General features: G+C 69.3%; 15 protein-coding genes. 13 read left to right on the top strand and 2 right to left on the bottom strand.

Going from position 1 to position 13,186, the window contains the following annotated elements; genetic code table 11:
- Positions 1-204 precede the first annotated feature (204 nt).
- The 13 genes from hrcA to LX13_RS14795 all read left to right on the top strand — a co-directional run bounded on the left by hrcA (position 205) and on the right by LX13_RS14795 (position 11,959).
- Positions 205-1,239, top strand: a complete 1,035-nt coding sequence (gene hrcA, locus LX13_RS14855) for a heat-inducible transcriptional repressor HrcA (RefSeq protein WP_188490006.1) — start codon at positions 205-207, stop codon at positions 1,237-1,239.
- A 99-nt stretch (positions 1,240-1,338) separates the two neighbouring features.
- Complete coding sequence (gene dnaJ, locus LX13_RS14850; protein WP_253662094.1) at positions 1,339-2,490, top strand: molecular chaperone DnaJ; 1,152 nt, start codon at positions 1,339-1,341, stop codon at positions 2,488-2,490.
- Positions 2,491-2,517: 27 nt separating this feature from the next.
- Positions 2,518-3,273, top strand: a complete 756-nt coding sequence (locus LX13_RS14845) for a 16S rRNA (uracil(1498)-N(3))-methyltransferase (RefSeq protein ID WP_253662093.1) — start codon at positions 2,518-2,520, stop codon at positions 3,271-3,273.
- Positions 3,270-4,085: an alpha/beta hydrolase family protein gene (locus LX13_RS14840; protein ID WP_253662092.1), complete on the top strand. Its 816-nt coding sequence runs from the start codon at positions 3,270-3,272 to the stop codon at positions 4,083-4,085. The genes LX13_RS14845 and LX13_RS14840 overlap by 4 nt, the downstream gene beginning before the upstream one ends.
- A 190-nt stretch (positions 4,086-4,275) precedes the next feature.
- Positions 4,276-5,268 carry a PhoH family protein gene (locus tag LX13_RS14835; RefSeq protein WP_253662769.1) on the top strand — a complete coding sequence of 331 codons (993 nt, stop codon included), beginning with the start codon at positions 4,276-4,278 and terminating at the stop codon, positions 5,266-5,268.
- Positions 5,265-5,810, top strand: a complete 546-nt coding sequence (gene ybeY, locus LX13_RS14830; RefSeq protein ID WP_253662091.1) for an rRNA maturation RNase YbeY — start codon at positions 5,265-5,267, stop codon at positions 5,808-5,810. The genes LX13_RS14835 and ybeY overlap by 4 nt, the downstream gene beginning before the upstream one ends.
- 6 nt (positions 5,811-5,816) lie before the next feature.
- On the top strand, positions 5,817-7,205 hold the full coding sequence (locus tag LX13_RS14825; protein WP_253662090.1) for a hemolysin family protein: 1,389 nt from the start codon (positions 5,817-5,819) through the stop codon (positions 7,203-7,205).
- 23 nt (positions 7,206-7,228) lie between these two features.
- A complete protein-coding gene (locus tag LX13_RS14820) occupies positions 7,229-7,606 on the top strand; it encodes a cytidine deaminase-like protein (protein ID WP_505011331.1) in 378 nt (125 codons plus the stop codon).
- Positions 7,603-8,541, top strand: a complete 939-nt coding sequence (gene era, locus LX13_RS14815; RefSeq protein WP_253662089.1) for a GTPase Era — start codon at positions 7,603-7,605, stop codon at positions 8,539-8,541. Before LX13_RS14820 ends, era begins: the two co-directional genes overlap by 4 nt.
- Before the next feature lie 4 nt (positions 8,542-8,545).
- Complete coding sequence (locus LX13_RS14810) at positions 8,546-9,946, top strand: YhgE/Pip domain-containing protein (protein ID WP_253662088.1); 1,401 nt, start codon at positions 8,546-8,548, stop codon at positions 9,944-9,946.
- 24 nt (positions 9,947-9,970) lie between these two features.
- A complete protein-coding gene (gene recO, locus LX13_RS14805) occupies positions 9,971-10,765 on the top strand; it encodes a DNA repair protein RecO (protein WP_253662087.1) in 795 nt (264 codons plus the stop codon).
- The gene (locus LX13_RS14800) at positions 10,731-11,558 is read left to right on the top strand and encodes an isoprenyl transferase (RefSeq protein ID WP_253662086.1); all 828 of its coding nucleotides are present in this window, start codon (positions 10,731-10,733) and stop codon (positions 11,556-11,558) included. The genes recO and LX13_RS14800 overlap by 35 nt, the downstream gene beginning before the upstream one ends.
- A complete protein-coding gene (locus tag LX13_RS14795; protein ID WP_253662085.1) occupies positions 11,555-11,959 on the top strand; it encodes a hypothetical protein in 405 nt (134 codons plus the stop codon). The genes LX13_RS14800 and LX13_RS14795 overlap by 4 nt, the downstream gene beginning before the upstream one ends.
- A 6-nt stretch (positions 11,960-11,965) precedes the next feature.
- Here the strand turns inward: LX13_RS14795 and LX13_RS14790 are convergent, their stop codons facing one another.
- The gene (locus LX13_RS14790; protein WP_253662084.1) at positions 11,966-12,514 is read right to left on the bottom strand and encodes a dihydrofolate reductase family protein; all 549 of its coding nucleotides are present in this window, start codon (positions 12,512-12,514) and stop codon (positions 11,966-11,968) included.
- On the bottom strand, positions 12,507-13,145 hold the full coding sequence (locus LX13_RS14785; RefSeq protein ID WP_253662083.1) for a TetR/AcrR family transcriptional regulator: 639 nt from the start codon (positions 13,143-13,145) through the stop codon (positions 12,507-12,509). Before LX13_RS14785 ends, LX13_RS14790 begins: the two co-directional genes overlap by 8 nt.
- Between the last annotated feature and the right edge of the window lie 41 nt (positions 13,146-13,186).

Genomic DNA, 13,186 nt, shown 5'->3' with positions numbered 1-13,186 from the left:
GGAGACGGCGTCGGCGAAACGTCCTCCGCGGCCGGGATCGGTCCACCGTAGCCGCCCCGCAGCGGCTGGTGCGGTGACCTCGGTGGTCCCGGCCACGGCCACGTCGGCGACGCCCGCGGTGACGGCTACGTAAACTCGACAGACAGACCACAGATCGGTGCCCGTGTCGGTGCCGACGCCCACGCCGGAGGAGGTGAACGCTTCGTGTCGAGTACCGACGAAAGGCGGTTCGAGGTCCTGCGTGCGATCGTCACCGACTACGTCGCCACCCAGGAGCCGATCGGGTCGAAGGCCCTCGTCGACCGCCACCACCTCGGCGTGTCCAGCGCGACCATCCGCAACGACATGGCCGTCCTGGAGGCGGAGGGCTACATCGCCCAGCCGCACACCAGTTCCGGCCGCGTACCCACCGACAAGGGCTACCGACTGTTCGTCGACCGGATCTCCGAGGTCAAACCGCTGTCGTCGGTCGAGCGTCGCGCCATCCTGAGCTTCCTCGACTCCGGCGTCGATCTCGACGACGTGCTGCGACGGTCGGTGCGACTGTTGGCGCAGCTCACCCGTCAGGTTGCCGTCATCCAGTACCCGGTGCTGTCGTCGGCCACCGTGCGACACCTCGAGATCGTCGCCCTGGCCCCGGCCCGGCTGCTGCTGGTGGTCATCACCGACACCGGCCGCGTCGAACAGCGGATGGTCGACGCCAGCCAGGAGCTCGACGACAACGACATCATGCGGCTGCGGGACATGTTCTCCGCGGCGCTGCACGGACAGCGGATGGAGATCGCGTCGCACGCGGTCGCCGAGATCGCCAACGCCGCACCCGACGACCTGCGGCAGGCGGTCATCCGCATCGCGACCGTGCTGGTGGAGACACTCGTCGAACGCACCGACGACAGGCTCGTCCTCGGCGGTACGTCGAACCTCGCCCGCGCGGCGGCCGACTTCGCGCCCATCTCGGGTTCGATGGACTCGGTTCTCGAAGCCCTCGAGGAGCAGGTGGTCGTGCTCAAACTCCTCGCCGCCACCCAGCTGCCGGGCACGGTGACGGTCCAGATCGGTGAGGAGACCCGCACCGAGAACCTGCGTGGCGCGGCCGTCGTGTCCACGGGGTACGGTGCCCCGGGCACTGTTTTCGGTGGTCTGGGCGTGTTGGGGCCCACCCGGATGGACTATCCGGGAACCATCGCGTCGGTCGCAGCCGTTGCCAGATACGTCGGCGAGGTGCTCGCCGAACGCTGATCTGCGTTCGCGGCGCCATCGCGCCGACCCGGCACCGCCGGTCGCCGACGACCCGGTGCACCCACCACGTTTCGATCTAGTGAAGGACATTGCTGCGCAGTGGCACGTGACTATTACGGAATCCTGGGCGTCGCCCCCGGATCCAGCGACTCGGAGATCAAGCGCGCCTACCGCAAGTTGGCCCGCGAACTGCACCCGGACGTCAACCCCGACGAGGCCGCCCAGCAGCGGTTCTCCGAGGTGTCGACCGCCTATGAGGTGCTCTCCGACCCGGAGAAGCGTCGCATCGTCGACGCCGGGGGAGACCCGCTGGCCTCGGCAGGATCCGGTGGCTTCGGCGGTGGCGGGTTCGGCGGCAGCGGCGGACTCGGCGACGTGTTCGAGGCCTTCTTCGGCGGTGGCGCCGGCGGCGGACGTGGTCCGCGCGGCCGCGTCCAGCCCGGCTCCGACGCCCTGCTGCGCATGCAGCTCGACCTCGACGAATGCGCGGCCGGGGTCTCCAACGAGGTCACCGTCGACACCGCCGTGCTGTGCGATGTGTGCAAGGGCTCCGGCGGCCACGACGGCAGCAAGCCGGTCAACTGCGACACCTGTAAGGGCGCAGGCGAGATCCAGTCGGTGCAGCGTTCGTTCCTCGGTCAGGTCATGACCTCGCGCCCGTGCCCCACCTGTGGTGGCACCGGCCAGACCATCCCCGACCCCTGCCGCAAGTGCGCGGGCGACGGACGCGTCCGCTCGCGCCGCACGATGACCGTGAAGATCCCCGCCGGCGTCGGCGAGGGCATGCGTGTCCGTCTGCAGGGACAGGGTGAGGTCGGCCCCGGCGGCGGACCCGCTGGTGACCTGTACGTCGAGGTCGTCCAGAAGCCGCACGACGTGTTCGTCCGTGACGGCGACGACCTGCACTGCACCGTCCGCGTGCCGATGGTCGACGCCGCACTCGGTGCCTCGCTCGAGATCGACACCGTTCTCGGCGGGCACGCCATGGTGACCGTCGAGCCGGGGACCCAGCCCGGTCAGGTGACCAAGATCCGCGGTCAGGGCATGCCGCACCTGCACACCGGGGTCCGCGGGACCGTCCACGTCCACCTCGACGTCGTCGTCCCGACCAAGCTCGACGGCAAGCAGGCCCAGAAGCTCAAGGAGTACCGACAGGTCGCGACGTCGGAGCATCTCGAGTTGGTCGACACCGCGTCCGCTGCCAGCGGGGGACTGTTCTCCCGGCTGCGGAACGCGTTCGCCGGACGCTAGGCCCACGCCCATGTCACCTCGTCGCCGATGACCCCGCCGCTGTTCTGGATCGACGAGGTGCCGCCGGTGGGCGGGCTCGCCGAACTGGCAGGGACCGAGGGCCACCACGCGGTGACCGTGACGCGCATCGCCGCCGGCGACCGCATCATGCTCGGTGACGGCGCGGGCACCGTGGCGACCTGCGAGGTCGCCGCGACCCTGTCCAAGGACCGCCTCCGCGCCACCGTCGTCGAGCGCCGCACCCACGTCCGCCCGACGCCGACGGTCACCGTGGTCCAGGCGGTCCCGAAGTCCGACCGTTCCGAGCTCGCCGTCGAACTGGCCACCGAGGCGGGGGTCGACCGCATCGTCGCCTGGCAGAGCGCGCGCGGCGTGACCCGGTGGGTCGGCCCGCGTGAGGAGAAGGGGCTGCGCAAATGGCGCTCGGCCGCCGCGACCGCTGCGAAGCAGAGCCGCCGGGCGTATGTTCCACTCGTCGAAGGATTGGCGAGCACAGCGTCTGTGCGATTGATGATCACTGATGTGATCGAGCGTGGAGGTGTGGTGGCGGTGTTGCACGAGGACGGTCGGGAATCACTCGCGGATCTACCACTGCGCGACGCGACTGAGGTGCTGCTCGTGGTCGGCCCCGAGGGCGGCGTCGACCCGGGTGAGCTGGACGATTTCGGCGCGCTGGGCGCGCGTCCGGTGGTCCTCGGTCCCGAGGTGCTGCGCACCTCCACCGCCGCCGCGGTCGCACTGGGGGCGATCGGTGCGCTCACCGCCCGGTGGGCCGTGCGGTGACCGCGAACAGTGTCGGGACGAGAGCAGCGGTGAAGCGACTCAAGGTCGACTACGGCGAGGCCGACTCGCAGTTCGGGCACCTCTATCTACCGGTGTTGCCGCCCGCGCGTCCCGATGACGAGGCGCACCCCATCCCGGTCGTGGTCATCGTCCACGGCGGCTACTGGTCCACCGATTTCGAGCTCATCGTCGAGACGCCGGTGGCCCGCAACCTCGCCGAGCGCGGCGCCATCGTCTGGAACGTCGAGTACCGACGGGTCGGTGAGGAGGGCGGCGGATGGCCGCGCACCGGATACGACGTCGCCAACGGCATCCTGGCGCTCGACGGTCCCGTCCGTGCGGCCCTTCCCCCCGAGATCGCGCGTCGCGCGGACTTCGCGCACGTGTCGGTGATCGGGCACTCCGCGGGTGGTCAGCTCGCGCTGTGGGCGGTCGGCCGGTTGGGTGCGAAGACCCCGAAGGCGACCATCACCACGATCGTGGTGCAGGCGCCGGCGACCGACCTCGTCGAGGTGGGACAGAACGGCCACGTCGCCCTCGCGGCCTTCATCGGCGCGAGCTACGCCGAGACCCCGCACCGCTACCGCGACGCCTCGCCGGTCTACCTGCCGGTGATCCCCGCGCACGTCGTCGTGGTCCAGGGCGACCTCGATGTCTCGGTCCCGCTGGAGATGAGCAGGTCCTACGTCGAGCGGGTTCGCGCCAACGGTCAGTCCGTCGAGCTCGTGACGGTGATGGGCGAGGGGCACGAGGCGTTCGTCGACCCGACGAGCCGCTGCCACCGCGAGACGCTGCGCCGTCTGGGCATCTGAGGCCGTCGGCGGGGATATCACATCGAGTTGTGACCGCCGATGGCAGTAGACTCGTGGTCTATGCCGTGCTCAGGGAGCTGACGCGGCCGCCATCGACGATGTGGGAGACAAACGCTTGGTGACTGACGCGAGCACAGCCGGCGACTCCGGCGCCAGTACCGCCCGGGGACCGGCTCGGGTGGAATCGGGCATGGAGGTCTCCCCAGACGTCATCTTCGGTCTGCTCGGCGCCCGGGACGCGAACCTGCGCACTCTGGAGTCCCTGCTCACCGCCGACATCCACGTCCGCGGCAACATGGTCACGCTCACCGGCACCCCGCCCGACGTGGCGACCGCCGAACGCGTTGTCGCCGAACTGGTCTCGGTCGTCCGGGCCGGCACCCCGCTGACCCCCGATCTCGTCAAGCAGAGCGTGTCGATGCTCACCGACGGTTCGGAGGAGTCGCCCGCGGAGGTGCTCAGCCTCGACATCATCTCCCGCCGCGGCAAGACGATCCGGCCCAAGACGCTGAACCAGAAGCGCTATGTCGACGCGATCGACGTCAACACCATCGTCTTCGGCATGGGACCGGCGGGTACCGGCAAGACCTACCTGGCCATGGCCAAGGCCGTCCAGGCGCTGCAGGCCAAGGCCGTCAGCCGGATCATCCTCACGCGGCCCGCGGTCGAGGCGGGCGAGCGGCTTGGCTTCCTGCCGGGCACGCTGCACGAGAAGATCGACCCGTATCTGCGTCCGCTGCACGACGCGCTGCACGACATGATGGACCCCGATTCGATCCCGAAGCTGATGGCCGCGGGCGTTATCGAGGTGGCCCCGCTCGCCTACATGCGCGGTCGCACCCTCAACGACGCGTTCATCATCCTCGACGAGGCGCAGAACACCACCGGCGAACAGATGAAGATGTTCCTGACCCGACTCGGGTTCGGGTCGCAGATCGTGGTCACCGGCGACGTCACCCAGGTCGATCTCCCCGGCGGTTCGGAGAGCGGCCTGCGTGCGGCGAGCCGCATCCTGACCGGTATCGATGACATCCACTTCGCGACGCTGACCAGCGCGGACGTCGTCCGACACCGCCTGGTCGCCGACATCGTCGACGCCTACGGCAAGTTCGAGGAGTCGCAGGCGATCGACCGGGTCGCCGGATCGACACGGCGGTCGGCAGGCGGTGGACGGCGCTCGTGAGCATCGAGGTGTCCAACGAATCGGGTGTCGACGTCCCCGAGGACATGTTGGTCGATGTCGCCGACTTCGCCCTCGGCGAGATGGACGTCCATCCCGGCGCCGAGCTGTCGATGGTCCTCGTCGACAACGAGACGATGGCCGAGCTGCACATGCGGTGGATGGACCTGCCCGGTCCCACCGACGTGATGAGCTTCCCGATGGACGAGCTCACCCCGGGCGGACGCCCGGACACCCCCGACCCGGGACCGGCGATGCTCGGCGACATCGTGCTGTGCCCCGAGTTCGCCGCGGCCCAGGCCGCCACCGCACGACATTCGGTCGAACACGAACTGGCGGTGCTCACCGTGCACGGTGTCCTGCACCTGCTCGGGTTCGACCACGCCGAGCCGGACGAGGAGAAGGAGATGTTCGGGCTGCAGGGCCAGATCATCGACTCCTGGTACGCCCGCCGCCGCGAGCAGGAACGCCGGATGCGCCAGGAGGCGCGGGACGCGACCCTGCTGGACCGGATCGGTTTCACCCCCGAACCCCGGGAGCGCTGAGCACCGGTGCCTGCCCAGGTGTGGCTCCTCCTCCTCGCGATCGCGCTGATCCCGCTCGGAGGACTGTTCGCCGCCATCGACACCGCACTGCTGACCGTGTCGGCCGCCCGCGTCGACGACATGATCCGCGAGGACCGCGCGGGTGCGGTGCGTCTGCGCGCCGTCCTCGTCGACCGTGCCACCTACGTCGGTCTGACCGTTCTGATGCGCATCATCTGCGAGATCACCGCGACCGCGCTGGTCGCCGTGGTGACCCTCGACGTGCTCAGCACGTTCTCGGCGGTCGTCCTCGTGGTCGTCGTGATGGCCTTCGTCAGCTACGTGATGGTCGGTGTCGGCCCCCGGACGCTGGGGCGACAGAACGCGTACTCGATCGCTCTGACCTCGGCCGTGCTGCTACAGGCGCTCGGGTTCCTGATCCGCCCGATCACCCGCCTGCTGATCCTGCTCGGTAACGCCATCACGCCCGGTAAGGGCTATCGCAACGGCCCCTTCGCGACGGAGGTGGAGCTGCGCGAACTCGTCGACATGGCCGAGGCGCGCGGCGTCGTCGACGCCGGCGAGCGCCGGATGATCCAGTCGGTGTTCGACCTCGGCGACACCTCGGCCCGCGAGGTGATGGTGCCCCGCCCGGAGATGATCTGGATCGAGTCGGACAAGACCGTCGCGCAGGCCACGAGTCTGGCCGTGCGGTCCGGTCATTCGCGGATCCCGGTGATCGGCGAGAACCCCGACGACATCGTCGGTGTCGTCTACCTCAAGGACCTGGTGCAGCGCACCCTGCCGACCTCGGCGCCCGACTCCGAATCCGCCGCCCGTCGCGTCGGGGTGGTCGAGTTGATGCGCCCCGCCGAGTTCATCCCCGACTCCAAACCCCTCGACCGGGTGCTGGCCGACATGCAGCGGATGCGCAACCACATGGCGTTGCTGGTCGACGAGTACGGCGGCATCGCCGGGTTGGTGACCATCGAGGACGTGCTCGAGGAGATCGTCGGCGAGATCAACGACGAGTACGACACCGACGAGGGGTCGCCGATCGAGGACCTCGGTGACGACCGCTACCGGGTCTCGTCGCGGCTGCCCATCGAGGACCTCGGCGAGCTGTTCGACGTCGAGATCGACGAGGACGACGTCGACACCGTCGGTGGGTTGGTCGGGCTCGGACTCGGCCGGGTCCCGCTGCCCGGATCACACGTCGTCTCCCACGGACTGCAGTTCGTCGCCGAGGGGGGACCGAACCGGCAGGGCCGTCTGCGCATCACCTCGGTGGTGGTCGAGCGCGAGCACGTCGACGATCCGGAGGAGGATCAGTCCGCACCCGATGTCGTCGAACCCGACGACACCGACACCGACACCAGGTCGGCATCGCGACGTGCGACGGAAGGAATCTCGTGAGCACCCCATCTGACCAGCTGGTCCTGCCCGAGGGGTGGACCGCGGTCACCGGCCCGGACGACCTCGACGCCGAGGACGCGAAGCTCGTCGTCCTCGCGCGCGGTGCGATGGGCCGCGTCGAGGCGACACAGGCGGCAGCGGTCCGCGACACCGACGGCCGCACCTACGCCGCCGCGCCGGTGTCGCTGCCGGCGCTGTCGCTGTCGGCTCTGCAGGTCGCGGTGGCCGTCGCCGCATCGAGCGGTGCGACCGGACTCGAGGCCGCGGTACTCCTCGCCGGCGACGCCACCGACCCCGGTCTGGCCGCCGCCGGTGATCTCGGTGCCGACGTCACGGTGATCGTCACCGACCGATCCGGTCGCGAGTCCCTGCGGCTGACGCGCAACGGTGCCCCCGCGTGACCGACCCACGCAACAACACCGGCTCCGACACGTTCCGCTCGGGTTTCGTGTGCTTCGTCGGCCGGCCCAACACCGGTAAGTCGACGTTGACCAACGCACTGGTCGGCGAGAAGATCGCGATCACGTCGAACCGTCCGCAGACCACCCGCCACACCATCCGCGGCATCGTCAATCGTGATGACGCGCAGCTCATCCTGGTCGACACCCCCGGACTGCACCGGCCCCGGACGTTGCTCGGTCAGCGCCTCAACGACCTGGTCCGCGACACCTACTCCGAGGTCGACGCCATCGGCATCTGCATCCCCGCCGACGAGGCGATCGGCCCCGGCGACCGGTGGATCGTCGACCAGGTGACCCGGATGGCGCCCAAGACGACGCTGTTCGGCATCGTCACCAAGATCGACCGCGTCACCCCCGACCGGGTGGCCAAGCAGCTCCTCGCGCTGTCGGCACTCCTCGGCGGTGAGCGCGAGGTGGTCCCGGTGTCGGCGACCTCCGGTGAGCAGCTGGAGGTCCTGACCGACGTCCTGGTCGGGCTGATGGAGACGGGACCGGCGTTCTACCCCGACGGCGAACTCACCGACGAACCCGAGCAGGTCCTGATGGCCGAGTTCATCCGGGAGGCCGCGCTCGAGGGTGTCCGCGACGAGCTCCCACACTCGCTGGCCGTGGTCATCGAGGAGGTCATCCCGCGCGAGGGCCGCCCCGAGAACCAGGCACCGATGGTCGACGTCCACGCGATCCTCTACGTCGAACGTGACAGCCAGAAGGGCATCATCATCGGCAAGAAGGGCGCTCGGCTCAAGGAGGTCGGCATCGCCGCCCGCGGCCAGATAGAGCGGTTGCTCGGTATGCGGGTCTACCTGGAGCTGCACGTCAAGGTGGCCAAGGACTGGCAGCGTGACCCCAAACAGCTCCGGAAGATGGGGTTCTAGGGCGGTGTCGGGCGCGCACGAGAAGCCCGAGGGCGCGGAACCGGAACCGATGGGGACCTCGACCCACGCGGTCCGGGCGCTGCTGTCGACCCCGCGTTTCTGGGTCGCCCCGATCGCGGCGGTGGTCGGCATCATGTGTCTGCTCGCCGCGATGTACATGGGTGCGATCGTCGACACCGAGAAGCACCTGCACGACTTCTCGGTCGACCTCGTCGTGGAGGACACGGGCGCTTCCCAGGGTGCGAACGCGCCACGTGCGGAATTCGGCAACGAGGTCGCGCAGGGAGTGCTCGACGGTACGCGTGACAGCGGCCTGAAGCTGAGCCTGCACGATCGCGGGACGGCACTGGACCGTCTCGCCTCGGCCCAGACGTTCGGCGTGATCATCATCCCGGCCGACTTCTCGCAGTCGGCCATCGATCTCGCCGGTTCCGTCGTCGGCAACGCGACCCCGTCACCGCCGACGGTCGAGGTGCTGACCAACCGACGCTCCGGCACGTTCGCCTCGTCGGTGTTGACCACCGCCGTGGATCGGATCAAGACCTCGGTCAACGAACGGTTCGGCGCGCAACTCACGAAGACCGTCCGAGACCGACTGGCCCAGAACGACGTCCCGTTCGTCGGCCTGGCGTCCTACGCGTTCGCCGCGCCCGTGGTGTTCGCGGTGTCCGACGCCGAACCGCTCCCGGGCGGCGCGGCGAACGGGTTGTCGGCGTTCTACTTCACGATCCTGCTGGTCCTCGCCGGGTTCACCGGTGCCCTGATCGTGCACTCCCTGGTCGACGGCATGCTCGGCTTCATCCCCATCGAGATCGGCCCGCTGTACCGATGGCGCACACGGCTGCCCATCTCGCGCCGAGGAACGCTCGTGGCCAAGTGGTGGATCATGTTCGTGATCGCGATGGTGCAGTCCGCTCTCTACATCGGGGTGTGCGCGGCGGTCGGTATGGACAACCCTGCGCCGTTCACGTTGTGGATGTACTCGACGTTGGCGATCACCGCGGTCGGGGTGACGGCGTCGTCGATCATGGCGCTGTTCGGCACCGCCGGGATGATCGTGAACCTCATCTTCTTCGTCATCCTCGGACTGCCCTCGTCCGGCGGTGCGGTGCCGCTGGAGGCCAGTCCGCGGGTGTTCGCGTGGTTGGCCGAGGTGGAACCGATGCGTCAGATCTATCTGGGCGTCCGGTCGGTCCTGTACTTCGGCGGGGATTTCTCGGCCGGACTGGGGCATTCCCTGGTGATGACCTCGGTCGGATTGCTGGTGGGCCTGGTGCTGGGGTCGATCGCGGTGCGGTTCTACGACGCCAAGGGCTGGCAGCGGGCCCCGCAACCACCGACGACCGAGGCCGTCGAGCCGGTCGGTGCCGCGTCCGGTGAGCGCGGGTCGGTGCCGCCCGGATGACCTCGCGGGTGGAAGAATGACCAGGTGAGGTTGTATCGGGACCAGGCAGTGGTGGTTCGCCAGCACAAGCTGGGCGAGGCCGATCGCATCGTCACGCTCCTGACCTACCAGCACGGGCTGGTCCGCGCGGTCGCCAAGGGGGTGCGCCGGACACGATCCAAGTTCGGTGCCCGCCTCGAACCGTTCGCCCACGTCGACGTGCTGCTCTATCCCGGACGCAACCTCGACGTGGTCACCCAGGTCGAGAGCCTCGACGCATTCGCCTCACCCATCGTCGCCGACTACGGCCGCTACACCAGCGCCTGCGCGATCCTCGAGACGGCCGAGCGCCTCGCCGGCGAGGAGCGCGCGCCCGCCGACCGGCTGCACAAGTTGACCGTCGGGGGACTGCGCGCCATCGCCGACGCCGCCCGGCCCCGCGAGCTGGTGCTCGACGCGTTCCTGTTGCGCGCCATGGACTTCGCCGGCTGGATGCCCGCGCTCACCTCGTGTGCGCGCTGTGGGGCGCCCGGCCCGCACCGGGCCTTCCACGTCGCGGCGGGCGGTTCGGTGTGTGTGCATTGCCGTCCGCCCGGATCGGCGACGCCGTCGCCGGGCGTACTCGATCTCATGGACGCGCTCTACCGTGGTCAGTGGGAGCACACCGTCGACGCGAGCGATTCGTTGCGCCGTCAGTGCAGCGGGCTCACCGCCGCACATCTGCAGTGGCATCTCGAACGGCAGCTGCGGACGCTGCCCCTGATCGAACGCGAGGCACCGCACCGAGTGGGAGAGGACATGCGTGATGGCTCTACGTCGCCCCGCGAAGCGGCTCGCTGAGACCGCCGCCGACAGGGTGATCCGGCCGCCCGACCCGCACCCGTCCGGTGCCCGGCCGCCGCTGTTGCAGACCGAGCTCATCCCGCGCCACGTCGCGCTGGTGATGGACGGCAACGGACGGTGGGCCACCGACCGCGGACTGCCCCGCACCGAGGGCCACAAGCGCGGCGAGGCCGTGCTGATGGACTCGGTCGAGGGGTGCATCGAGCTCGGCGTCACGTGGCTGTCGGCGTACGCGTTCTCCACCGAGAACTGGTCGCGCAGCCCCGACGAGGTGAAGTTCCTGATGGGCTTCAACCGGGACGTGATCCGCCGCCGCCGCGACGAGATGCACGAGATGGGTGTCCGTGTGCGGTGGGCCGGACGCCGACCCCGCCTGTGGCGCAGCGTGATCAAGGAGCTCGAGATCGCCGAGGAGCTGACGAGGGACAACACGGTGATGAACCTGACCATGTGCGTCAACTACGGCGGGCGGGCCGAAATCGCCGACGCCGCCCGGGAGATCGCGCGTCGCGCCGCGGCCGGTCAGCTCGATCCCGAACGGGTCACCGAGTCGTCCTTCGCGCGCTACCTCGACGAGCCGGACATGCCCGACGTCGACCTGTTCCTGCGCCCTTCGGGGGAGCGTCGCATCTCGAACTTCCTGCTCTGGCAGTCCGCGTACGCCGAGATGGTGTACCAGGACAAGCTGTTTCCCGACTTCGATCGGCGCGACCTGTGGGCCGCCTGTGTGGAGTACGCCTCCCGCGACCGTCGCTTCGGTGGGGTCGGCGAACCCGGGACGACCCGATGACCGCCACGCCCGCGACCGATCTCATCGATCGGGCCGCCGGCCTGCTCGACGGGGTCGCCGACGTCACCCGGGGCGACGACGGGACCTCGCTGACCCTGGCGTTCGAGGGCACCCGGGCCGCGATCCAGGCGATGACGCTGAGCGAGGGCCTCGACGTGCTCTCGGTGACCCAGGTGCTCGCCTGGGACCTGCCGAACACCGAGGCGCTGCGCACCGACATCGAGCGGCTGTCGACGAACCTGAGCTTCGGGTCGATCAAACGTTCGTCGGCCGAGGTCACCACGGATGTGTTGCAGCACTACACCTTCCCGGCGGGGACGCTCGGCGACGCGGCGCTGCTGACGATGGTGCACCTGGTGCTGTCGTCGGGCGTCGAACTGTCCCGGCAACTCACCGACTGAATCGACTCACACCGCGCGATAGCGGACGAGGGTGACGCCGGAGGGGAACGCAACAGATTCCTCGAGCCGCAGACGCCGCGGTGGCGTCCCGTCGAACAGTCGTCGTCCGCTGCCGCGCGCGAACGGGTACACGAAGAGGCGGAACTCGTCGACGAGCCCCAACGCGATCAGGTCGTGACACAGGCCGATGCTGCCGGTGCAGACGATGTCGCCACCGGGCTGTTCCTTGATTCGAATGATGTCGTCGGTGAGCGGACCGGACAGTACCTCGGTGTTCGACCATGCCGGATCGGCGATGGTCTGCGACACAACGTATTTGGCCACGGAGTTGAGATGTGCCGTGACTCCCGTCGTGTCGTCGGTCTTGGGTCCCCAGAAGTCACGCATGCCGACGAACGTCTCGCGCCCGACGAGGAAACCGTCGGAGTCGTCGCGCTGGCGAGCCAGTGCCGCGTCGACATCCGGATCGATCTCACCGGCACTGGCGAACCAGTCCTCGGTGGCCTCGACGACGCCGTCGACGGTGATGTTCTGGGTGATGACGAGGTCACGCATGCTGTGGTTCTCCTGTCGTGTCGGTGGAGCGATGGGCGAAGAGCAGTCCGTCGATGGCGATGTCGACCGTGCGTCGAGCCGCGGTGAGCAGATCCTCGGTTGTGCTGTGTCGCAACGGCCCGTGCAGCGCGAGGAACGTGAAGCCGTGCACCGCCGACCAGCACGGCCACTCGGCACCCGCGCGGTCATCCGCCGAGAGGACACCCGCGCTCACGAGTCCGTCGAGCGCGGCGACCAGGCGTGCGAGCGGAGCGGGCAGAGGGGTGGCGTCTCCCGACCCGACCGTCGTGAACGCGACCCCGAACCATCCGGGCTCGGCCAGGGCGAACCGGATGTAGCCCAGGCCCACCGCCCGCAGGGCGTCGACGGCGTCGACGTCGTCCGGGGTCGTCTCCATCTCGGTGGCCATCAGCGTCTGGATGCGGTCGATCACCGCGACCAGCAGATCGTCACGACTGCGAAAATGGCGGTATGCGGCGTTGGGGGACACCCCGGCCCGTCGGGTCGCGTCGCGGATCGACAACGCGGCCGGACCGCCGAGGCGGGTGGCCGACAGGCCGCCCTCGATCAAGACCTCGCGCAGGTTCCCGTGGTGGTAACTCTCGCGATCTCGCACCGGTGCGGTGGTCACGGACGGCTCCCTCCGGAGATGTTTCGGCGATTCTGCTGACG

This window comes from Williamsia maris, from assembly GCF_024171815.1.
Classification (GTDB): domain Bacteria; phylum Actinomycetota; class Actinomycetes; order Mycobacteriales; family Mycobacteriaceae; genus Williamsia_A; species Williamsia_A maris.
The sequence above is the reverse complement of the archived record's forward strand: the minus strand, read 5'-3'. Positions and strand labels throughout refer to the sequence as shown.